Annotated in this window: 13 protein-coding genes and 3 rRNA genes; 12 read left to right on the top strand and 4 right to left on the bottom strand. The window is 54.2% G+C overall.

The genetic code is table 11. The annotated features are described in order from the left end of the window. The first annotated feature begins 97 nt into the window (after positions 1–97). Together hupA and HV229_RS23665 are read left to right on the top strand one after the other, a co-directional pair. Positions 98–370 (top strand): nucleoid-associated protein HU-alpha, encoded by a 273-nt coding sequence (gene hupA, locus HV229_RS23670; RefSeq protein WP_001044509.1) that lies wholly within the window; start codon positions 98–100, stop codon positions 368–370. 11 nt (positions 371–381) lie between these two features. Then, positions 382–1,074 carry a DUF1481 domain-containing protein gene (locus HV229_RS23665; RefSeq protein ID WP_047359007.1) on the top strand — a complete coding sequence of 231 codons (693 nt, stop codon included), beginning with the start codon at positions 382–384 and terminating at the stop codon, positions 1,072–1,074. A gap of 59 nt (positions 1,075–1,133) precedes the next feature. Here HV229_RS23665 and zraP read toward each other — a convergent pair whose 3' ends face one another. Beyond that, the gene (gene zraP / locus HV229_RS23660; RefSeq protein WP_181546531.1) at positions 1,134–1,580 is read right to left on the bottom strand and encodes a zinc resistance sensor/chaperone ZraP; all 447 of its coding nucleotides are present in this window, start codon (positions 1,578–1,580) and stop codon (positions 1,134–1,136) included. A 264-nt stretch (positions 1,581–1,844) separates the two neighbouring features. Between zraP and zraS the strand changes: the two genes are divergently transcribed. Then, entirely contained in the window at positions 1,845–3,230 is a 1,386-nt protein-coding gene (gene zraS, locus HV229_RS23655) for a two-component system sensor histidine kinase ZraS (protein WP_094762153.1), read from the top strand. A gap of 5 nt (positions 3,231–3,235) precedes the next feature. Then, positions 3,236–4,561 (top strand): sigma-54-dependent response regulator transcription factor ZraR, encoded by a 1,326-nt coding sequence (gene zraR, locus HV229_RS23650; protein WP_181546528.1) that lies wholly within the window; start codon positions 3,236–3,238, stop codon positions 4,559–4,561. Here zraR and purD read toward each other — a convergent pair. Together purD and purH are read right to left on the bottom strand one after the other, a co-directional pair. Next, the gene (gene purD / locus HV229_RS23645) at positions 4,558–5,847 is read right to left on the bottom strand and encodes a phosphoribosylamine--glycine ligase (protein WP_016157951.1); all 1,290 of its coding nucleotides are present in this window, start codon (positions 5,845–5,847) and stop codon (positions 4,558–4,560) included. The two genes, zraR and purD, sit on opposite strands and share 4 nt — an antisense overlap. Positions 5,848–5,862: 15 nt before the next feature. Next, a complete protein-coding gene (gene purH / locus HV229_RS23640) occupies positions 5,863–7,452 on the bottom strand; it encodes a bifunctional phosphoribosylaminoimidazolecarboxamide formyltransferase/IMP cyclohydrolase (protein WP_016155320.1) in 1,590 nt (529 codons plus the stop codon). 619 nt (positions 7,453–8,071) lie between these two features. Between purH and HV229_RS23635 the strand changes: the two genes are divergently transcribed. The 7 genes from HV229_RS23635 (at position 8,072) to aceK (ending at position 19,278) form a co-directional block, all read left to right on the top strand. After that, positions 8,072–9,613: ribosomal RNA gene (locus HV229_RS23635) — 16S ribosomal RNA — on the top strand. Positions 9,614–9,847: 234 nt separating this feature from the next. Further along, positions 9,848–12,754: ribosomal RNA gene (locus HV229_RS23630) — 23S ribosomal RNA — on the top strand. 98 nt (positions 12,755–12,852) lie between these two features. Beyond that, positions 12,853–12,968, top strand: a 5S ribosomal RNA gene (gene rrf, locus HV229_RS23625). Together the 16S, 23S and 5S rRNA genes form the textbook arrangement of a ribosomal RNA operon. Positions 12,969–13,308: 340 nt before the next feature. Then, a complete protein-coding gene (metA, locus tag HV229_RS23620) occupies positions 13,309–14,238 on the top strand; it encodes a homoserine O-succinyltransferase (protein WP_016155321.1) in 930 nt (309 codons plus the stop codon). Positions 14,239–14,506: 268 nt separating this feature from the next. Continuing rightward, complete coding sequence (gene aceB, locus HV229_RS23615; RefSeq protein ID WP_181546526.1) at positions 14,507–16,108, top strand: malate synthase A; 1,602 nt, start codon at positions 14,507–14,509, stop codon at positions 16,106–16,108. 35 nt (positions 16,109–16,143) lie between these two features. Continuing rightward, positions 16,144–17,448: an isocitrate lyase gene (gene aceA / locus HV229_RS23610; RefSeq protein ID WP_181546524.1), complete on the top strand. Its 1,305-nt coding sequence runs from the start codon at positions 16,144–16,146 to the stop codon at positions 17,446–17,448. A gap of 102 nt (positions 17,449–17,550) precedes the next feature. After that, positions 17,551–19,278, top strand: a complete 1,728-nt coding sequence (gene aceK, locus HV229_RS23605; protein WP_016155427.1) for a bifunctional isocitrate dehydrogenase kinase/phosphatase — start codon at positions 17,551–17,553, stop codon at positions 19,276–19,278. 17 nt (positions 19,279–19,295) lie between these two features. On the opposite strand, the gene iclR is transcribed toward aceK, so the two are convergent. Continuing rightward, complete coding sequence (iclR, locus tag HV229_RS23600) at positions 19,296–20,120, bottom strand: glyoxylate bypass operon transcriptional repressor IclR (RefSeq protein WP_047357748.1); 825 nt, start codon at positions 20,118–20,120, stop codon at positions 19,296–19,298. 195 nt (positions 20,121–20,315) lie between these two features. On the opposite strand from iclR, the gene metH reads away from it, so the two are divergent. Next, the gene (gene metH, locus HV229_RS23595) at positions 20,316–23,999 is read left to right on the top strand and encodes a methionine synthase (RefSeq protein ID WP_181546522.1); all 3,684 of its coding nucleotides are present in this window, start codon (positions 20,316–20,318) and stop codon (positions 23,997–23,999) included. The last annotated feature ends 82 nt before the right edge of the window (positions 24,000–24,081 follow it).

Below are 24,081 nucleotides of genomic sequence, written 5' to 3'. Positions count from 1 at the left end.
AAGTGGCTATCGGTGCGTGTATGCAGGAGAGTGCTTTTCTGGCATTTCCGTCGCACTCGATGCTTAGCAAGCGATAAACACATTGTAAGGATAACTTATGAACAAGACTCAACTGATTGATGTAATTGCAGACAAAGCAGAACTGTCTAAAACACAGGCTAAAGCTGCTCTGGAATCCACTCTGGCTGCTATTACTGAGTCTCTGAAAGAAGGCGATGCTGTACAACTGGTTGGTTTCGGTACCTTCAAAGTGAACCACCGTGCTGAGCGCACTGGCCGCAACCCGCAGACCGGTAAAGAAATCAAAATTGCCGCAGCTAACGTACCGGCATTTGTTTCTGGTAAAGCACTGAAAGACGCGGTTAAGTAATTCGCGTGGCAGTGAACAGTTTTATCGAAGGGGCGGTTTCGCCCCTTTTGTCTATCTGGCGTCATTCGCTTTGGCTTTCAGGTGTGCTGTTACTGTCTGCCTGTAGTCGCCACTCTGAGCTTCCTCCGTTCACGGCCAGCGGCTATGTTGGCGATCAGGGGGCGGTACGCATTTGGCGTAAAGATTCCAGCGACGATGTTCACTTGCTCTCGGTATTTAGTCCGTGGCGTAAAGGCGATACCACCACCAGTGAATACCGCTGGCAGGGTGATTCGCTCTCGCTGATAGAACTCAACACTTACAGTAAACCACCGGAACATGTCCGTATACGCTTCGATGACCGGGGCGAACTGAGTTTCATGCAGCGTGAAGTCGATGGGCAAAAGCAGCAGCTTTCCAGCGATCAAATTGCGCTTTACCGCTATCGTGCCGATCAAATCCGCCAGACCAGCGATGCGTTGCGTCAGGGACGGGTGATATTGCGTCAGGGACGCTGGCATGCGAATAACACAGTCACGACCTGTGAAGGTGAAACACTGAAGCCCGATCTGGAATCGTGGGCGATAAACCACATTGAGCGCCGCCAGAGCCATTCATCTGTAGAAGTGAGTGTGGCATGGCTGGAAGCGCCCGAAGGGTCGCAGCTACTGCTGGTCGCTAATGAAGATTTTTGTCACTGGCAGCCTACTGCCAAAACCTTCTGAAAACCTGATGCCAGGACATCGGGCCAGATAAGGTGAGGCCGCCATCCGGCAAAAACCGTTTACCAGTGGCCCATTCCCATATGGCCGCCGCGATGGTTGCCGCCACCGCCACCGCCGCACCCGCCGTAGCCCATTCCCGCTCCGCGAGGTACGCCTGCCTGGGCCATTGCGACATCGCGTTTAACGCGCTGCTCATCCAGTGACTGATTCAAAGCCTCCATCTCCTTTGCCACGGCATTAATTTTTGCTGTGTCTGGCGAGCTGGCTGTTAGCAACGCGTTGTACTCATAACGTTTAGAGGTCAGCTGTTGGCGCAAGGCGTTGGTCTGCGAGTAGTAATCATCATATATTTTCTGCGCGGTAGCCTGCTGCTCAGTGGTCATTGGCGTACCGCCTCGTTGCTGCATTCCATCACCATATCCCCAGTGATTCTGCGCCAGCGCCGGGGTAGAGCCGAACGCGATAAGAGAGAGTGCAATCAGCGCCAGTTTGTTGTTCCGTTTCATGGGTCGTTCTCCTGTTGGTTAGATTACATTTCCTTTTGCATCTTCCGTGCCAAAGCGGCAATCCCGGTTCCGCGGGCGTTGTACTCGTGGTCTTTACAGGGCGACGAGTAAAAATGACTCGCCAGAACGCGCCGGCGGGTCATTTTTACCCGCTACTTTCAGCGGTTTGTGTCTGAGGGCAGGGTTATCACGGAGAAAAAATGGCATGATTTCTGCTGTATACCTGCAACGATGAAAGGAACAGGTGGGATAAAGGGAGAGCGTATGCGTCTTTATAAGGACACGGCGGCCAAGTGGTTGAGCCGACTCTTGCTGGCGGCAATCCTGATTTTGGTCGGTTGGTTTTCGATTATGACCATTCGGGACTATGGGCGGGAAAGCGGTGCCGCGCGGCAAACGCTACTGGAAAAAGGCAGCGTGCTCATCCGCGCTCTGGAGTCTGGTACGCGCGTAGGTATGGGGATGCGCATGCATCATGCTCAACAGCAGACGCTGCTGGAGGAAATGGCCGTACAACCAGGCGTGCTATGGTTTGCCGTCGTTGACGATCATGGCGTCATTATTACTCATAGCAATTCCGCGATGGTCGGTAAAACGCTCTATTCACCGGATGTCCTGCGGCAACTAAGCCCCGGGGAACAAGAAAGCTGGCGGAATATTGACATGCCTACGGGGGACGGTGAAAAAACACCGGTCCTGGAAATTTATCGTCAGTTTCAGCCGATGTATGGTCCAGGACGTCATGGCATGGCGCGCTGTGCCAGCAATGACGGACAGCTTATCCCCCCCGCACAAACCATATTTATCGCTTTTGATGCCAGCGATCTGGCTGCGACTCAGGCAAGAGAGTGGCGTAACACCCTGATCGTCCTGTCTGCGCTGGCGGCCGTGCTGCTGGCCACTGTGCTGACGTTCTTCTGGTATCAACGCTATCAGCGCTCGTACAAAGAACTGCAGGATGCGATGAAGCGTAAAGAAAAACTGATGGCGCTCGGACATCTGGCGGCCGGGGTCGCGCATGAGATTCGAAACCCGCTTTCATCGATCAAAGGTTTAGCGAAGTATTTTGCCGAACGAACTCCGGCTGGTGGCGAGTCGCATGAGCTGGCGCAGGTGATGGCGAAAGAGGCGGACCGTTTAAATCGGGTGGTGAGCGAGCTGCTGGAGCTGGTGAAACCTGCGCATCTGACGCTGCAACAGGTGGATCTCAATGAGGTCATCACCCACTCATTAAACCTGGTGAGTCAGGATGCGGCAAGCCGGGAAATCCAGCTACGTTTTTCGGCCAGTTCCACGCTGCCCGCTATTCAGGCCGATCCCGACCGACTGACTCAGGTTCTGTTGAATCTGTATCTGAACGCCATTCATGCGATTGGTCGTCAGGGCACGATTACGGTTGAAGCGAGTGAAAGCAGCGGCGATCGCGTTAAAATCATGGTTATTGATAGCGGGAAAGGGATTGCAGCGGAACAGCTGGAGGCCATTTTTACGCCTTACTTCACGACTAAAGCGGATGGAACCGGCCTTGGGCTGGCGGTAGTGCAGAACATAATTGAACAGCACGGTGGTACCATTCATGTGGCAAGCGTTGAGGGCAAAGGCGCAACCTTTACCCTCTGGCTGCCGACCAACGCGAAACAACAGGATTAACAAGGATGACGCGCGGAAAAATCAATATTCTGGTGGTAGATGACGATATCAGCCATTGCACCATTTTACAGGCGCTGCTGCGCGGCTGGGGTTATGAGGTCGCGCTGGCCTATAGCGGGCAAGCGGCACTGGAACAGGTGCGTGAACGCGTATTTGATTTAGTGCTGTGCGATGTGCGTATGGCGGAGATGGACGGCATCGCAACGCTGAAAGAGATTAAAGCGCTGAATTCGGCGATTCCGGTATTGATCATGACGGCGTTCTCCAGCGTGGAGACCGCCGTTGAGGCGCTGAAAACCGGGGCGCTGGACTACTTAATCAAACCGCTGGATTTTGATCGCCTGCAGGAGACGCTGGAAAAGGCGCTGGCGCATACGCGGGAAACGGGCGCTGAACTGCCGTCAGGGTCGGCTGCGCAGTTTGGCATGATTGGCAGCAGTCCGGCGATGCGGCAGTTGATCAATGAAATCGCGATGGTTGCGCCCTCGGATGCAACGGTGCTCATTCACGGAGACTCCGGTACGGGGAAAGAGCTGGTGGCCCGGGCGCTGCATGCCAGCAGTACCCGCTGTGATAAACCGCTGGTGACGCTGAACTGTGCGTCGCTTAATGAGTCGCTGCTGGAGTCCGAACTTTTTGGTCACGAGAAAGGCGCGTTTACTGGCGCGGATAAGCGGCGGGAAGGGCGCTTTGTGGAAGCCGAAGGCGGCACGTTATTTCTTGATGAAATTGGCGATATCTCACCGCTAATGCAGGTGCGTCTGCTGCGGGCTATCCAGGAGCGGGAAGTGCAACGGGTTGGCAGCAACCAGACTATTGCGGTTGATGTCCGGCTGATCGCCGCCACACATCGCGATCTGGCGGAGGAAGTGAACGCCGGGCGCTTTCGTCAGGATCTCTACTATCGCCTGAACGTCATCACTATTGAAATGCCTGCGCTGTGCCAGCGCCGGGAAGATATTCCGCTGCTGGCCGAACATTTTCTCCAGCGTTTTGCCACACGTAACCGAAAAGCGGTGAAGGGCTTTACTCCGCAGGCGATGGATCTGCTGATCCACTATGACTGGCCGGGTAATATCCGTGAGCTGGAAAATGCGATTGAGCGTTCGGTGGTGCTGCTAACGGGGGAATATATTTCCGAACGCGAGCTGCCGATGGCGATTGCCGCGACACCGATAAAAACGGAATACAGTGGCGAGATCCAACCGCTGGTGGATGTCGAAAAAGAAGTGATTCTGGCGGCGCTGGAAAAAACGGGCGGCAATAAAACCGAAGCCGCCCGTCAGTTAGGTATTACGCGCAAAACGCTGCTGGCTAAGCTCAGCCGTTAGTTTTGCTCACGTTCGATGGCGCGCCAGCCGATGTCGTTACGGCTGAAGCTGCCGTCCCAACGGATGTCGGTCATCAGGGCGTAGGCACGCTGCTGCGCCTCGGCAACGGTGTTGCCCAGCGCGGTGGCGCACAGGACGCGACCGCCGTTGGTCAGCACGCGATCGTCAGCAGACAGTTTGGTGCCCGCGTGGAACACTTTACCGTCAGCGACTTCTTCCAGCGGCAGGCCGTGGATCTCATCGCCAGTATTGTAGTTGCCCGGATAACCGCCCGCGGCAATCACTACGCCCAAAGAGGCGCGTTCGTCCCACTCAGACGTTTTCTCATCCAGCTTGCCGTCACAGGCGGCAAGGCACAGCTCCACCAGATCCGATTTCATACGCAGCATAATCGGCTGGGTTTCCGGATCGCCGAAGCGGCAGTTGAACTCGATAACCTTCGGGTTGCCCTGTTTGTCGATCATCAGACCCGCGTACAGGAAACCGGTGTAAGTGTTCCCTTCCGCCGCCATGCCTTTTACGGTTGGCCAGATGATGCGTTCCATGGTGCGCTGATGAACGTCGTCAGTCACCACCGGTGCAGGTGAGTAAGCGCCCATACCGCCGGTATTCGGACCGGTATCGCCGTTGCCCACGCGTTTGTGGTCCTGGCTGGTGGCCATTGGCAGCACGTGCTCGCCGTCAACCATCACGATAAAGCTCGCTTCTTCACCGTCGAGGAACTCTTCGATAACGATACGGTGGCCCGCATCGCCAAAAGCGTTACCTGCCAGCATGTCATGAACGGCGGCTTCGGCTTCCTCCAGCGTCATCGCGACGATAACGCCTTTACCGGCGGCCAGGCCGTCGGCCTTGATAACGATCGGCGCGCCTTTCTCACGCAGATAGGCCAGCGCAGGCTCAATCTCGGTGAAGTTCTGATACTCCGCCGTTGGAATGTTATGACGGGCAAGGAAATCTTTGGTGAAGGCTTTGGAGCCTTCCAACTGCGCTGCACCTTCGGTTGGGCCGAAGATTTTCAGACCGGCGGCGCGAAACGCATCGACCACGCCAATTACCAGAGGCGCTTCTGGGCCAACGATGGTCAGATCGATCTTCTCATTCTGGGCAAAGCTCAGCAGCGCCGGAATATCGGTCACGCCGATTGCCACGTTTTGCAGCGCAGGTTCCAGCGCGGTGCCCGCGTTGCCTGGTGCAACAAATACCGTTTCGACTTTTGGCGACTGCGCCGCTTTCCAGGCCAGCGCGTGTTCGCGCCCGCCGTTGCCAATCACTAATACTTTCATCGTCTGCTCCGTGGATTAATGGCGGAAGTGGCGCATGTCGGTGAACACCATCGCTATGCCGTGCTCGTCGGCGGCAGCAATGACTTCATCATCACGGATAGAACCGCCCGGCTGGATCACGCAGGTCACACCAGCGGCGGCGGCGGCATCAATCCCATCGCGGAACGGGAAGAAGGCGTCGGATGCCATAGAGGAACCTTGAACTTCCAGACCTTCGTCGGCGGCTTTAATTCCGGCGATTTTTGCGGAATATACGCGGCTCATCTGGCCTGCTCCTATGCCGATAGTCATGTTCTCTTTGGCGTAAACAATGGCGTTGGATTTTACAAATTTAGCTACTTTCCAGCAGAACAGCGCATCGCGCAGTTCCTGTTCGGTCGGCTGACGTTTGGAAACTACGCGCAGTTCACCTTCGCTCACCATACCCAGGTCACGATCCTGAACCAGCAGACCGCCGTTAACGCGTTTGAAGTCCAGGCCCGGCACACGTTGTGCCCACTGACCGCAGGTCAGCACGCGGACGTTCTGTTTGGCGGCGGTGATTTTCAGTGCGTCTTCGGTTGCGGATGGCGCGATGATCACTTCCACGAACTGACGGGAAATGATGGCTTGAGCAGTTTCGGCATCCAGTTCGCGGTTGAAGGCGATGATGCCGCCGAACGCGGAGGTCGGGTCGGTTTTATAGGCGCGGTCGTAAGCATCGAGAATAGAGGTACTGACAGCCACGCCGCACGGGTTAGCGTGTTTGACGATCACACAGGCTGGCTCGTTGAATTCTTTTACGCACTCCAGCGCCGCATCGGTATCGGCGATGTTGTTGTAGGAAAGTGCTTTGCCCTGTACCTGCTGCGCGGTGGCAACGGACGCTTCTTTAACATTCTCTTCTATATAGAAGGCAGCCTGTTGGTGGCTGTTCTCGCCGTAGCGCATATCCTGCTTCTTAATGAAGTTCAGGTTCAGTGTACGTGGAAAGCGACCGGCGGCTTCTTTGCTTTCGCCGTGGTAGGCCGGAACCATGCTACCGAAGTAGTTGGCGATCATGCTGTCGTAAGCGGCGGTGTGTTCGAAGGCTTTAATCGCGAGATCGAAACGTGTGTCGAGGGTCAGAGAACCGTCGTTGGCATCCATCTCTTTAATAATGGCGGCGTAGTCGCTGCTCTTCACAACGATAGCCACATCTTTATGGTTCTTGGCAGCGGAACGCACCATCGTCGGGCCGCCGATATCAATGTTTTCTACCGCATCTTCCAGCGAGCAGCCTTCACGGGCAACGGTCTCGGCGAACGGGTACAGGTTAACAACCACCATGTCGATAGGTGCGATGCCGTGCTGTTCCATAATCCCGTCGTCCTGACCGCGACGACCAAGAATGCCGCCGTGGACTTTCGGATGCAGGGTCTTTACGCGTCCATCCATCATTTCCGGGAAGCCGGTGTAATCGGAAACTTCGGTTACTGGCAGACCTTTCTCAGCTAACAGGCGCGCAGTGCCACCTGTAGACAGCAGCTCCACACCGCGTGCGGAAAGTGCCTGAGCGAATTCGATGATACCGGCCTTGTCAGAAACACTGAGCAGAGCGCGGCGGACTGGACGACGTTGTTGCATGGTAAATCCCCTGGATTTGACTATTACAGAGAGCGTTAGGTGAATTCTTGGCTAAAAACTCAGCTAACGCCCCTTACGGGGCATCCTTGTTGTGCGGGGGCATTGTAACGAAAACGTTTGCGCAACGCTCGCGAATTTTTAATTTTCGATTTTGACCTCTTCTTTTTCCGTTGAAGGATGCTCATATAAACAGAGAAGTGCACAAACGATCGCGTGGTTTGTGGATAACTCTGTGTGTAAATGGGTATAAGGCGGGGTTTTGCTGTGGAATGCAGCGGTCAGTCATTTTTCTGCAATTTAAGGGTTGCGGGCCGCAGGAAACTCCCTATAATGCGCCTCCATCGACACGGCGGATGTGAATCACTTCACACAAACAGCCGGTTCGGTTGAAGAGAAAAACCTGAAAATGAGGGTTGACTCTGAAAGAGGATAGCGTAATATACGCCACCTCGCGACAGAGCGCTAAAGCGCGTCGCACCTGCTCTTTAACAATTTATCAGACAATCTGTGTGGGCACTCGAAGATACGGATTCTTAACGTCGCAAGACGAAAAATGAATACCAAGTCTCTGAGTGAACACGTAATTCATTACGAAGTTTAATTCACGAGCATCAAACTTAAATTGAAGAGTTTGATCATGGCTCAGATTGAACGCTGGCGGCAGGCCTAACACATGCAAGTCGAACGGTAGCACAGAGGAGCTTGCTCCTTGGGTGACGAGTGGCGGACGGGTGAGTAATGTCTGGGAAACTGCCCGATGGAGGGGGATAACTACTGGAAACGGTAGCTAATACCGCATAACGTCGCAAGACCAAAGAGGGGGACCTTCGGGCCTCTTGCCATCGGATGTGCCCAGATGGGATTAGCTAGTAGGTGGGGTAACGGCTCACCTAGGCGACGATCCCTAGCTGGTCTGAGAGGATGACCAGCCACACTGGAACTGAGACACGGTCCAGACTCCTACGGGAGGCAGCAGTGGGGAATATTGCACAATGGGCGCAAGCCTGATGCAGCCATGCCGCGTGTATGAAGAAGGCCTTCGGGTTGTAAAGTACTTTCAGCGAGGAGGAAGGTGTTGTGGTTAATAACCGCAGCAATTGACGTTACTCGCAGAAGAAGCACCGGCTAACTCCGTGCCAGCAGCCGCGGTAATACGGAGGGTGCAAGCGTTAATCGGAATTACTGGGCGTAAAGCGCACGCAGGCGGTCTGTCAAGTCGGATGTGAAATCCCCGGGCTCAACCTGGGAACTGCATCCGAAACTGGCAGGCTAGAGTCTTGTAGAGGGGGGTAGAATTCCAGGTGTAGCGGTGAAATGCGTAGAGATCTGGAGGAATACCGGTGGCGAAGGCGGCCCCCTGGACAAAGACTGACGCTCAGGTGCGAAAGCGTGGGGAGCAAACAGGATTAGATACCCTGGTAGTCCACGCCGTAAACGATGTCGACTTGGAGGTTGTGCCCTTGAGGCGTGGCTTCCGGAGCTAACGCGTTAAGTCGACCGCCTGGGGAGTACGGCCGCAAGGTTAAAACTCAAATGAATTGACGGGGGCCCGCACAAGCGGTGGAGCATGTGGTTTAATTCGATGCAACGCGAAGAACCTTACCTACTCTTGACATCCAGAGAAGTTTGCAGAGATGCGAACGTGCCTTCGGGAACTCTGAGACAGGTGCTGCATGGCTGTCGTCAGCTCGTGTTGTGAAATGTTGGGTTAAGTCCCGCAACGAGCGCAACCCTTATCCTTTGTTGCCAGCGGTCCGGCCGGGAACTCAAAGGAGACTGCCAGTGATAAACTGGAGGAAGGTGGGGATGACGTCAAGTCATCATGGCCCTTACGAGTAGGGCTACACACGTGCTACAATGGCATATACAAAGAGAAGCGACCTCGCGAGAGCAAGCGGACCTCATAAAGTATGTCGTAGTCCGGATTGGAGTCTGCAACTCGACTCCATGAAGTCGGAATCGCTAGTAATCGTGGATCAGAATGCCACGGTGAATACGTTCCCGGGCCTTGTACACACCGCCCGTCACACCATGGGAGTGGGTTGCAAAAGAAGTAGGTAGCTTAACCTTCGGGAGGGCGCTTACCACTTTGTGATTCATGACTGGGGTGAAGTCGTAACAAGGTAACCGTAGGGGAACCTGCGGTTGGATCACCTCCTTACCTTAAAGAACCGACCTTTGTAGTGCTCACACAGATTGTCTGATGAATGATGAACTTCTGAATGTACTTTCGAGTGCATTAAGAAATTTTGCTCTTTAAAAATCTGGATCAAGCTGAAAATTGAAACGACACACTGTTTCATTTCTCCGTAAACAAGAAATGAAAAGCGGTGTGTCCGAGTCTCTCAAATTTTCGCAATACTGAAATGTTTTACGAAACATCTTCGGGTTGTGAGGTTAAGCGACTAAGCGTACACGGTGGATGCCCTGGCAGTCAGAGGCGATGAAGGACGTGCTAATCTGCGATAAGCGTCGGTAAGGTGATATGAACCGTTATAACCGGCGATTTCCGAATGGGGAAACCCAGTGTGATTCGTCACACTATCATTACGTGAATACATAGCGTAATGAAGCGAACCGGGGGAACTGAAACATCTAAGTACCCCGAGGAAAAGAAATCAACCGAGATTCCCCCAGTAGCGGCGAGCGAACGGGGAGCAGCCCAGAGTCTGAATCAGCATGTGTGGTAGTGGAACGGTCTGGAAAGTCCGACGGTACAGGGTGATAGTCCCGTACACAAAAGTGCATGTGTTGTGAACTCGAAGAGTAGGGCGGGACACGTGGTATCCTGTCTGAATATGGGGGGACCATCCTCCAAGGCTAAATACTCCTGACTGACCGATAGTGAACCAGTACCGTGAGGGAAAGGCGAAAAGAACCCCGGCGAGGGGAGTGAAAAAGAACCTGAAACCGTGTACGTACAAGCAGTGGGAGCCTCTTTATGGGGTGACTGCGTACCTTTTGTATAATGGGTCAGCGACTTATATTCTGTAGCAAGGTTAACCGAATAGGGGAGCCGAAGGGAAACCGAGTCTTAACTGGGCGTTAAGTTGCAGGGTATAGACCCGAAACCCGGTGATCTAGCCATGGGCAGGTTGAAGGTTGGGTAACACTAACTGGAGGACCGAACCGACTAATGTTGAAAAATTAGCGGATGACTTGTGGCTGGGGGTGAAAGGCCAATCAAACCGGGAGATAGCTGGTTCTCCCCGAAAGCTATTTAGGTAGCGCCTCGTGAACTCATCTTCGGGGGTAGAGCACTGTTTCGGCTAGGGGGTCATCCCGACTTACCAACCCGATGCAAACTGCGAATACCGAAGAATGTTATCACGGGAGACACACGGCGGGTGCTAACGTCCGTCGTGAAGAGGGAAACAACCCAGACCGCCAGCTAAGGTCCCAAAGTCATGGTTAAGTGGGAAACGATGTGGGAAGGCACAGACAGCCAGGATGTTGGCTTAGAAGCAGCCATCATTTAAAGAAAGCGTAATAGCTCACTGGTCGAGTCGGCCTGCGCGGAAGATGTAACGGGGCTAAACCATGCACCGAAGCTGCGGCAGCGACACTATGTGTTGTTGGGTAGGGGAGCGTTCTGTAAGCCGTTGAAGGTGTGCTGTGAGGCATGCTGGAGGTATCAGAAGTGCGAATGCTGACATAAGTAACGATAATGCGGGTGAAAAACCCGCACGCCGGAAGACCAAGGGTTCCTGTCCAACGTTAATCGGGGCAGGGTGAGTCGACCCCTAAGGCGAGGCCGAAAGGCGTAGTCGATGGGAAACAGGTTAATATTCCTGTACTTGGTGTTACTGCGAAGGGGGGACGGAGAAGGCTATGTTAGCCGGGCGACGGTTGTCCCGGTTTAAGCATGTAGGCGGAGATTCCAGGTAAATCCGGAGTCTTGTTAACGCTGAGGTGTGATGACGAGGCACTACGGTGCTGAAGTAACAAATGCCCTGCTTCCAGGAAAAGCCTCTAAGCATCAGGTAACACGAAATCGTACCCCAAACCGACACAGGTGGTCAGGTAGAGAATACCAAGGCGCTTGAGAGAACTCGGGTGAAGGAACTAGGCAAAATGGTGCCGTAACTTCGGGAGAAGGCACGCTGATATGTAGGTGAAGTGATTTACTCATGGAGCTGAAATCAGTCGAAGATACCAGCTGGCTGCAACTGTTTATTAAAAACACAGCACTGTGCAAACACGAAAGTGGACGTATACGGTGTGACGCCTGCCCGGTGCCGGAAGGTTAATTGATGGGGTTATCCGTAAGGAGAAGCTCTTGATCGAAGCCCCGGTAAACGGCGGCCGTAACTATAACGGTCCTAAGGTAGCGAAATTCCTTGTCGGGTAAGTTCCGACCTGCACGAATGGCGTAATGATGGCCAGGCTGTCTCCACCCGAGACTCAGTGAAATTGAACTCGCTGTGAAGATGCAGTGTACCCGCGGCAAGACGGAAAGACCCCGTGAACCTTTACTATAGCTTGACACTGAACACTGGTCCTTGATGTGTAGGATAGGTGGGAGGCTTTGAAGTGTGGACGCCAGTCTGCATGGAGCCAACCTTGAAATACCACCCTTTAATGGCTGGTGTTCTAACGTAGACCCGTGATCCGGGTTGCGGACAGTGTCTGGTGGGTAGTTTGACTGGGGCGGTCTCCTCCTAAAGAGTAACGGAGGAGCACGAAGGTTAGCTAATCCTGGTCGGACATCAGGAGGTTAGTGCAAAGGCATAAGCTAGCTTGACTGCGAGAGTGACGGCTCGAGCAGGTGCGAAAGCAGGTCTTAGTGATCCGGTGGTTCTGAATGGAAGGGCCATCGCTCAACGGATAAAAGGTACTCCGGGGATAACAGGCTGATACCGCCCAAGAGTTCATATCGACGGCGGTGTTTGGCACCTCGATGTCGGCTCATCACATCCTGGGGCTGAAGTAGGTCCCAAGGGTATGGCTGTTCGCCATTTAAAGTGGTACGCGAGCTGGGTTTAGAACGTCGTGAGACAGTTCGGTCCCTATCTGCCGTGGGCGCTGGAGAATTGAGGGGGGCTGCTCCTAGTACGAGAGGACCGGAGTGGACGCATCACTGGTGTTCGGGTTGTCATGCCAATGGCATTGCCCGGTAGCTAAATGCGGAAGAGATAAGTGCTGAAAGCATCTAAGCACGAAACTTGCCCCGAGATGAGTTCTCCCTGACCCTTTAAGGGTCCTGAAGGAACGTTGAAGACGACGACGTTGATAGGTCGGGTGTGTAAGCGTAGCGATACGTTGAGCTAACCGATACTAATGAACCGTGAGGCTTAACCTTACAACGCCGAAGGTGTTTTGGCGAAAGAGACATCGAAATTCAGCTTGATTACAGATTACATCGACAGACCTGAGAAGTGTGTTGATAGACAGAATTTGCCTGGCGGCTGTAGCGCGGTGGTCCCACCTGACCCCATGCCGAACTCAGAAGTGAAACGCCGTAGCGCCGATGGTAGTGTGGGGTCTCCCCATGCGAGAGTAGGGAACTGCCAGGCATCAAATAAGTGAAGAAGCCCATCCTGCCGGATGGGCTTTTTTGCGTCTGCAGGGAGTGAGAACTGCCGGATGCAGCGTACCATTTTATCCAGCCCATCATGTTGTAACCGGTGTTCAGGCCTGAGAAGCGCAGCACACCAGGCTCTCCCGGCAGCACATTGCCTGTTGCGCGAACGACGAATAGCATTCTCCTTTTTTCTTTACTGCACTAATCTACAGCAAGGAGCCGTGAAACTTTCTCAACTTGAGGATGCAGGCTCGACATTCGCATGATTCCTGGGTATCTTCAGCTATCTGGATGTCTAAACGTTTAAACGTATGTAGTGAGGTTATCAGGTTATGCCAATTCGCGTGCAGGACGAGCTACCCGCCGTCAATTTCTTGCGTGAGGAAAACGTCTTTGTGATGACGTCATCTCGCGCTTCTGGTCAGGAAATTCGTCCACTGAAGGTGCTCATCCTCAACCTGATGCCCAAGAAGATTGAAACGGAAAACCAGTTCCTGCGTTTACTGTCTAACTCCCCGCTGCAGGTAGATGTTCAGCTATTGCGCATTGATGCCCGCGAGTCACGCAACACCCCTACGGAGCATCTGAATAACTTTTACTGTAATTTCGAGGATATCTGCGATCAGAACTTTGATGGACTGATCGTGACCGGCGCGCCGTTGGGTCTGGTTGAATTTAATGACGTGGCTTACTGGCCGCAGATTAAACAAGTGCTTGAATGGGCGAAAGATCATGTTACATCGACGCTCTTTGTCTGTTGGGCGGTGCAAGCCGCATTGAATATCCTGTACGGAATTCCCAAGCAAACCCGTACGGATAAACTCTCAGGCGTCTATGAGCACCATATTCTTCATCCTCATGCGCTGCTGACGCGTGGATTTGATGATGCGTTCCTGGCCCCGCATTCGCGCTATGCCGATTTTCCTGCTGCCCTTATCAGGGACTACACCGATCTCGAGATTTTTGCCGAAACAGAAGAGGGAGATGCCTACCTGTTTGCCAGCAAAGATAAACGTATCGCCTTCGTAACGGGCCATCCTGAGTATGACGCCCATACACTCGGCAGTGAATATTTTCGTGACGTCGAAGCGGGCTTAACGCCGGAAGTGCCCTATAACTACTTCCCAAAAGATGACCCGCAAAATAAACCGCGGGCAACCTGGCGTAGCCACGGCAATCTGTTGTTTACCAACTGGCTCAACTATTACGTTTACCAGATCACGCCATATGATCTGCGTCACATGAATCCAACGCTGGATTAATCTTCTGTAACAGACGATCCTTAAGCGTTTCAGCATGTTGAATCAGGCACCTTCGGGTGCCTTTTTTATTTCCGAAACGCACCTCACTGTGTAATTAAATTTTATTTATATTGTTATCAATAGGTTAATTGATAATTAAATTAAAAATGGAAATTGTTTTTGATTTTGAAATTTAAATGAGTAGTCTTAGTTGTGCTGAACGAAAACCGCACAACGATCCTTCGTTCGCATTGGGGATGTGTTTGGATCAATGACGAGGAACTACGCAATGAATCAACAGGCAACGACAACCGATGAACTGATCTTCACCAGGCCGCGTGGCGAACAGGAACAGCAGATTCTGACCGCTGAGGCGGTGGAGTTTCTGACCGAGCTGGTGACAAGATTTACGCCAAAGCGGAATAAACTTCTGGCTGCACGTATCCAGCAGCAGCAGGATATTGATGACGGTAAGTTGCCTGACTTTATTTCGGAAACAGCTTCCATTCGAGAAGGTAACTGGAAAATTCGCGGTATTCCTGATGATTTACTGGATCGCCGTGTAGAGATTACCGGACCGGTTGAGCGCAAGATGGTTATCAACGCGCTGAACGCGAACGTCAAAGTCTTTATGGCTGATTTTGAAGATTCGCTGGCTCCTGAGTGGAGCAAAGTTATCGACGGGCAGATCAACTTGCGCGATGCAGTCAATGGCACCATTAGCTACACCAACGAAGCCGGTAAAATTTATCAACTCAAACCCAATCCGGCCCTGTTAGTGTGCCGCGTTCGCGGTCTGCACCTGCCGGAAAAACACGTCACCTGGCGTGGCGAATCGATCCCGGGCAGCCTGTTCGACTTTGCCCTCTATTTCTTCCACAACTACAAAACGTTGCTGGCAAAAGTCAGTGGCCCTTATTTCTATCTACCCAAAACGCAGGCCTGGCAAGAAGCGGCATGGTGGAGTGAAGTGTTCAGCTATGCAGAGGATCGCTTTAATCTGCCGCGCGGCACAATTAAAGCGACCCTGCTGATTGAAACGCTGCCAGCCGTTTTCCAGATGGACGAAATTCTGCACGCGCTGCGTGACCACATTGTGGGCCTGAACTGCGGTCGCTGGGACTACATTTTCAGCTATATCAAAACCCTGAAGAACCACCCGGATCGCGTGTTGCCGGACCGTCAGGTGGTGACGATGGATAAGCCATTCCTCAGTGCGTATTCGCGTCTGCTGATTAAAACCTGTCATAAACGCGGCGCGTTCGCGATGGGCGGCATGGCCGCGTTCATTCCCAGCAAAGATGCGGAACGTAACAACCAGGTTCTGACCAAGGTAAAAGCGGACAAAGCGCTGGAAGCCAATAACGGTCATGACGGCACATGGATTGCGCATCCAGGACTGGCAGATACCGCAATGGCGGTGTTCAACGACGTACTCGGTGAAAACAAAAATCAGCTGTTCGTGACCCGTGAAGAAGATGCGCCGATTACGGCAGAACAATTGCTGGCACCCTGTGAAGGTGAGCGTACTGAAGAAGGCATGCGTGCCAACATTCGTGTCGCGGTGCAGTACATCGAAGCGTGGATCTCCGGTAATGGCTGCGTACCGATTTATGGTCTGATGGAAGATGCGGCCACCGCCGAAATCTCTCGTACTTCCATCTGGCAGTGGATCCACCACCAGAAAACGCTCAGCAACGGCAAACCGGTTACCAAACCGTTGTTCCGCCAGATGCTGGCCGAAGAGATGTTGGTGATTCAGGACGAACTGGGGGAACACCGCTACAGCAGCGGGCGTTTTGACGATGCCGCGCGCCTGATGGAGCAAATCACCACTTCCGACGAGTTAATTGACTTCCTGACGTTACCGGGCTACCGCCTGTTGGCCTAATTTACCCACAATTTATCCTAATGGAGCATCTGCACATGAAAACCCGTACTCAACAAATCGAAGAATTACAGAAAGAATGGACTCAACCGCGCTGGGAAGGCATCACCCGCCCCTATAGCGCGGAGGAAGTGGTGAAATTACGTGGCTCGGTCAACCCGGAATGCACGCTGGCGCAGCTTGGCGCGGCGAAAATGTGGGGTCTGCTACACGGCGAATCGAAGAAAGGTTATATCAACAGCCTCGGTGCGCTGACTGGTGGTCAGGCGCTGCAGCAAGCGAAAGCTGGTATTGAAGCGGTCTACCTTTCAGGCTGGCAGGTGGCGGCAGATGCCAACCTGGCGTCCAGCATGTATCCGGATCAATCGTTGTATCCAGCGAACTCCGTTCCGGCGGTGGTGGACAGGATCAACAACACATTCCGTCGTGCCGATCAGATCCAATGGTCAACTGGTATTGAGCCGAACGATCCGCGCTATGTGGATTACTTCCTGCCGATCGTTGCCGATGCGGAAGCGGGTTTTGGCGGGGTACTGAACGCGTTTGAACTGATGAAATCGATGATTGAGGCTGGTGCAGCGGCCGTTCACTTCGAAGATCAGCTCGCATCGGTAAAAAAATGTGGTCACATGGGCGGCAAAGTCCTGGTGCCGACTCAGGAAGCTATCCAGAAACTGGTGGCAGCCCGTCTGGCTGCAGACGTTATGTGCGTTCCGACGCTGGTGATTGCGCGTACCGATGCTGACGCAGCCGATCTGATTACGTCTGATTGCGACCCATACGATAGCGAGTTCATCACTGGCGAGCGTACCAGCGAAGGGTTCTACCGTACGCATGCGGGCATTGAGCAGGCGATCAGCCGTGGTCTGGCTTACGCACCGTATGCGGATCTGGTGTGGTGTGAAACCTCCACGCCGGACCTCGAACTGGCGAAGCGCTTTGCCGATGCTATTCATGCGAAATTCCCAGGCAAACTGCTGGCCTACAACTGTTCGCCATCGTTTAACTGGCAGAAAAACCTGGATGACAAAACCATTGCCAGCTTCCAGCAACAGCTGTCCGATATGGGTTACAAATACCAGTTCATTACGCTGGCGGGTATTCACAGCATGTGGTTCAACATGTTCGACCTCGCGCATTCCTATGCGCAGGGTGAGGGCATGCGCCACTACGTTGAGAAGGTTCAGCAGCCGGAATTTGCGGCGGCTAAAGATGGTTACACCTTCGTGTCCCATCAGCAGGAAGTAGGGACAGGCTACTTCGACAAAGTAACCACCATCATTCAGGGCGGCACTTCTTCAGTGACCGCGCTGACCGGCTCGACTGAAGAATCGCAGTTTTGATCAATGCCCGGTGGCGCTGCGCTTACCGGGCCTACGAAGGGATGTAGGCCGGATAAGCGAATGCGCCATCCGGCATGACATTGTGCCGGATGGGAGAAATTGATGACGCGTGGCCTGGAATTACTGATTGCTCAGACGATTTTGCAAGGTTTCGACGCCCAGTACGGGCGTTTTCTGGAAGTGACATCCGGCGCGCAGCAGCGTTTTGAACATGCCGACTGGCACGCGGTTCAGCAGGCGATGAAAAGCCGTATCCACCTTTACGATCATCATGTGGGTCTGGTGGTGGAGCAACTGCGCTGCATTACTGATGGCAAAAGTACCGACGCGGATTTTTTACTTCGCGTGAAAGAGCATTACACCCGGCTATTGCCAGATTACCCACGCTTCGAGATTGCGGAGAGTTTCTTTAACTCCGTCTATTGCCGGTTATTTGACCACCGCTCGCTGACTCCCGAGCGACTGTTTATTTTCAGCTCTCAGCCAGAGCGCCGTTTTCGCACGATCCCACGCCCGTTGGCGAAAGACTTTTTTCCCGATACCGGCTGGGAGTGGCTGCTTACGCGCGTCCTCAGCGATCTGCCCTTGCGTCTGCCGTGGCAGAACAGACATCGGGATATCCACTACATCATCGAACACCTGACCGAAACGCTGGGGGCGGATGTGTTGCAGCGCAGTCATTTGCAGGTGGCGAACGAACTGTTTTATCGCAACAAGGCCGCCTGGCTGGTCGGGAAGTTGATTACCCCTTCCGGGACGCTGCCGTTTTTACTGCCAATTCACCGTACTGACGAGGGTGAACTGTTTGTCGATACCTGCCTGACCACGACGGCGGAAGCCAGTATCGTGTTTGGCTTCGCCCGCTCGTATTTTATGGTTTACGCCCCGCTGCCCGCCGCGTTAGTGGAGTGGCTGCGCGAGATCCTGCCCGGTAAAACCACCGCTGAATTGTATATGGCGATCGGCTGTCAGAAACACGCGAAGACCGAAAGTTACCGCGAATATCTGCTCTATCTTGCCCATTGCGATGAGCAATTTATCGAAGCGCCGGGGATCCGCGGCATGGTGATGCTGGTATTTACCCTGCCAGGCTTCGACCGCGTCTTTAAAGTCATCAAAGACAAATTTGCTCCGCAAAAAGAGATGTCGGCCGCCCACGTCCGCGCCTGTTATCAACTGGTCAAGGAGCACGATCGTGTCGGGCGGATGGCTGACACCCAGGAGTTCGAGAACTTTGTGCTGGATAAACGGCAAATCGATCCGTCGCTGATGGCGCTGTTGCTACAGGAAGCCCCGGAAAAAATTACCGATCTCGGCGAGCAGATTGTCATTCGCCATTTGTATATCGAACGACGGATGGTGCCGCTGAATATCTGGCTGGAGCAGGTCGAAGGCCAGCAACTGCGCGATGCAATTGAAGAGTACGGCAATGCCATTCGTCAGCTGGCCGCCGCCAATATTTTCCCCGGCGATATGCTGTTTAAGAACTTCGGCGTGACTCGCCACGGGCGCGTGGTGTTCTACGACTACGATGAAATTTGCTACATGACGGAGGTGAATTTCCGTCATATCCCGCCGCCGCGTTACCCGGAAGATGAGATGAGCGCTGAACCGTGGTATAGCGTATCGCCGGGGGATGTCTTCCCGGAAGAGTTTCGTCACTGGCTATGCGCTGACCCGCGTATCGGGCCGCTATTTGAAGAGATGCATGCTGACCTGTTCAGTGCCGACTACTGGCGAGGTCTGCAAACGCGGATCCGTGAAGGACACGTGGAAGATGTTTACGCCTACCGGCGCAAACAGCGGTTTTGCATCAGATTTGCGGCTTGATGTCCGGCAACCCTTTCTTAACGAAATCCGCCGTATGCCAGCGTGACTTCTTTCGCCGCTTTGATCGCCATGGCGCCAAACTCGGTCACTCGATCGTCGGTAATGCGCGAAATGGGTCCGGAGATGGAAATAGCGGCAAACGGCTCGCGGTGTTCATCATAAATGCACGACGCCACGCAGCGCAGACCCAGCGCATGCTCCTCATCATCAAAGGAGTAGCCGCGCTTGCGCGTTTGGGCTAAATCCTCTTTCAGATGCACCGGCGACACCAGCGTGGCGTGGGTATATGCGTGCAGCCCTTTACGGTGCAGCAGGCCAGTCACCTGTTCTTCACTCAGTTGGGATAAAAACGCCTTACCCGCACCGGAGGCGTGCATCGGCAGTTTGCCGCCGATAGGCGCGGACATGCGCATCAGTTGGGTACACTGCACCTGGTCGATAATAATGGCCTGATGGTCGCTTTGATCTAACACGGCAAGGTTTACCGTCTCACCGGAGTCTTCCATCAGCTTGCGCAGGATCGGGTGGACAATCGCCAGCAAATTACGGCTTTGCAAAAAGCTGCTGCCGACGATAAACGCATGCGCACCCACGGCCCAGTGGCCTAATTCACCCACCTGACGGACAAATCCTTGCTGCTGCATGGTGGTCAACAAACGGTGAGTCGTGGAGTTTGGCAAGCCGGCCTGCTGTGCCAGCTCGGTTAGCGCCACGCTGCCGTTGGATTCTGCAATCCACTCCAGTAGCTTCAGGCCGCGAGTCAGAGACTGAACCTGCCCGGTTGCAGGCGTAGTAGCAGCGGCGGGTTTTCTACCGCGTTTCGCGGGGATTGTGGCAACCATGGCGGACTCCTTTTCTGTATCGTGGAAATCATTTTCGTTTTATTCAATTATAATGCAAGAATTCCTGTACTGATCGGATGAGTGAAGCTGAACATGTCTCATGTTGGCCGTTGTTCTCTTTTCCACCTCTCAGGTTTGTGCCAGTATGGTCTGTTGAGTTTTTTTCGGTCTGGTTGAGCGTTGTCGGGAGCGAGTGTGAGCAGCAAAGTTGAACAATTACGTCAGCAGTTAAATGAACGTATTCTGGTGCTGGACGGCGGTATGGGCACCATGATCCAGGGATATCGTCTGAGCGAAGAGGATTTCCGCGGCGAACGCTTTGCCGACTGGCCGTGCGATCTGAAAGGCAACAACGACCTGTTGGTGCTCAGCAAACCTGATGTGATCGCCGCCATCCATAACGCCTATTTTGAGGCGGGCGCGGATATCATCGAAACCAACACCTTTAACTCCACGACTATCGCCATGGCGGATTACCAGATGGAATCCCTGTCGGCGGAAATCAACTTTGCGGCAGCCAAACTGGCGCGCGCGGCGGCAGACGAATGGACGGCACGCACACCGGAAAAACCGCGCTATGTCGCGGGCGTGCTTGGCCCAACCAACCGTACGGCGTCTATCTCGCCTGACGTCAACGACCCGGCTTACCGCAATATTACCTTTGATCAGCTGGTGGCCGCCTACCGTGAATCCACCAAAGCGCTGGTGGAAGGTGGCAGCGACCTGATCCTGATTGAAACCGTCTTCGATACCCTGAACGCCAAAGCCGCTATTTTCGCGGTTAAAACCGAATTTGAAGCGCTGGGCGTTGAGTTGCCGATTATGCTCTCCGGCACCATCACCGATGCTTCCGGGCGTACGCTCTCCGGTCAGACAACCGAAGCGTTCTATAACTCACTGCGCCACGCCGATGCGCTGACCTTCGGTCTGAACTGCGCCTTAGGTCCGGACGAATTGCGCCAGTACGTGCAGGAGCTGTCGCGCATTGCCGAATGCTACGTTACCGCGCACCCGAACGCCGGGTTGCCGAACGCCTTTGGCGAATACGATCTCGATGCCGACACCATGGCGGCGCAAATACGCGAGTGGGCGCAAGCGGGCTTCCTCAACGTGGTCGGCGGCTGCTGCGGCACCACGCCGGAACACATCGCCGCGATGAGCCGCGCAGTGGAAGGCTTGCCGCCGCGCCGCTTGCCGGAAATCCCGGTAGCCTGCCGTCTGTCTGGCCTTGAACCGTTGAATATTGGCGACGATAGCCTGTTTGTGAACGTCGGCGAGCGTACCAACGTCACCGGTTCGGCGAAATTTAAGCGACTGATCAAAGAAGAGAAATACAACGAAGCGCTGGATGTCGCCCGTCAGCAGGTGGAAAGCGGCGCACAGATTATCGATATCAACATGGATGAGGGGATGCTCGACGCCGAAGCGGCGATGGTGCGTTTTCTCAACCTTATCGCCGGTGAGCCGGATATCGCCCGCGTGCCGATTATGATCGACTCCTCGAAATGGGACGTCATCGAAAAAGGGCTGAAGTGCATTCAGGGTAAAGGCATCGTTAACTCCATCTCGATGAAAGAGGGGGTTGAGACCTTTATCCACCACGCGAAGTTGCTGCGACGCTACGGTGCCGCAGTGGTGGTGATGGCCTTTGACGAGCAGGGGCAGGCCGACACCCGCGCGCGTAAAATTGAGATTTGCCGGCGGGCGTACAACATTCTTACCGAAGAGGTAGGCTTCCCGCCGGAAGACATCATCTTCGACCCGAACATCTTTGCGGTCGCGACCGGGATTGATGAGCACAACAACTACGCCCAGGACTTTATCGGCGCCTGTGAGGACATCAAACGCGAACTACCGCACGCGCTGATCTCCGGCGGCGTCTCCAACGTGTCGTTCTCCTTCCGTGGTAACGACCCGGTTCGTGAAGCCATTCACGCGGTATTCCTTTACTACGCCATTCGCAACGGCATGGACATGGGGATCGTCAACGCCGGACAACTGGCGATTTACGACGACCTGCCCGCCGAGCTGCGCGATGCGGTTGAAGATGTGATCCTCAACCGTCGTGACGATGGCACCGAGCGTCTGCTGGAGCTGGCTGAGAAATACCGCGGTAGCAAAACTGATGACACTGCCAATGCCCAGATGGCGGAATGGCGCAGTTGGGACGTGAAAAAGCGCCTCGAATATTCGCTGGTGAAAGGCATTACCGAATTTATTGAGCAGGATACTGAAGAAGCTCGCCAGCAGGCCGCGCGTCCGATCGAGGTGATTGAAGGGCCGCTGATGGACGGGATGAACGTGGTTGGCGATCTGTTTGGCGAGGGCAAAATGTTCCTGCCGCAGGTGGTGAAATCCGCCCGCGTGATGAAGCAGGCGGTGGCCTACCTCGAACCGTACATTGAGGCCAGCAAAGAGAAAGGCTCCAGCAACGGCAAGATGGTCATTGCTACCGTGAAAGGCGATGTGCACGATATCGGCAAAAACATCGTTGGTGTGGTGCTGCAATGTAACAACTACGAAATCGTCGATCTTGGCGTGATGGTGCCAGCGGAGAAAATCCTCAGAACGGCACGTGAAGTGAATGCCGATCTGATTGGTCTTTCCGGGCTGATTACCCCGTCGCTGGACGAAATGGTCAACGTGGCGAAAGAGATGGAGCGTCAGGGGTTCACTATTCCGTTGCTGATTGGCGGCGCGACCACCTCAAAAGCGCACACGGCGGTGAAAATCGAGCAGAACTACAGTGGTCCAACGGTTTATGTGCAGAACGCCTCGCGTACCGTTGGCGTAGTCGCCGCACTCCTCTCTGACACTCAGCGCGATGACTTTGTCGCCCGTACGCGTAAAGAGTACGAAACCGTGCGTATCCAGCATGCGCGTAAGAAACCGCGGACCCCACCAGTAACGTTACAGGCTGCCCGCGACAACGATCTGGCCTTCGATTGGGAAAACTACACGCCGCCGGTGGCGCACCGCCTCGGCGTACAGAGCGTTGAAGCCAGCATCGAAACGCTGCGCAACTACATCGACTGGACGCCGTTCTTTATGACCTGGTCGCTGGCCGGGAAATACCCGCGCATCCTCGAAGATGAGGTGGTGGGAGAAGAGGCGAAACGTCTGTTCAAAGACGCCAATGACATGCTGGATAAACTCAGCGCTGAGAAGACCCTGAATCCGCGCGGCGTGGTGGGCTTGTTCCCGGCTAACCGCGTGGGGGACGACATCGAGATTTACCGTGACGAGACGCGTACGCACGTCATCAACGTCAGTCATCACCTGCGCCAGCAGACGGAAAAAGTCGGTTTCGCCAACTACTGCCTGTCTGACTTTGTTGCGCCGAAACTGAGCGGCAAAGCGGATTACATCGGTGCTTTCGCAGTTACCGGCGGTCTGGAGGAAGATGCACTGGCGGACGCCTTCGAAGCCCAGCATGACGACTACAACAAGATCATGGTGAAAGCGATCGCCGACCGCCTGGCGGAAGCGTTCGCTGAATATCTGCACGAGCGCGTGCGTAAAGTCTACTGGGGCTATGCGGCGAATGAGAACCTCAGCAACGAGGAGCTGATCCGCGAAAACTACCAGGGAATTCGCCCGGCGCCGGGCTATCCGGCGTGTCCGGAACACACCGAAAAGGCCACCATCTGGGAACTGCTGGATGTAGAAGCGCACACCGGGATGAAGCTCACCGAATCCTTCGCGATGTGGCCAGGTGCGTCGGTTTCCGGCTGGTATTTCAGTCATCCAGACAGCAAGTACTACGCCGTGGCGCAAATCCAGCGCGATCAGGTTGAAGATTACGCCTTCCGTAAAGGCATGAGCGTGGCGGAAGTCGAACGTTGGTTAGCGCCTAATCTGGGCTATGACGCTGACTGATTCACAAAACTGTCATCTTTATTTACAACAAACAGGGCGCTCAATGAGTGCCCTGTCTCTTTATTACGTTTAAACCCTTATA

The sequence above is a fragment of the Citrobacter sp. RHBSTW-00524 genome (assembly GCF_013747755.1).
Taxonomy (GTDB): domain Bacteria; phylum Pseudomonadota; class Gammaproteobacteria; order Enterobacterales; family Enterobacteriaceae; genus Citrobacter; species Citrobacter braakii.
This window is presented reverse-complemented; position numbering and strand designations above follow the sequence as displayed.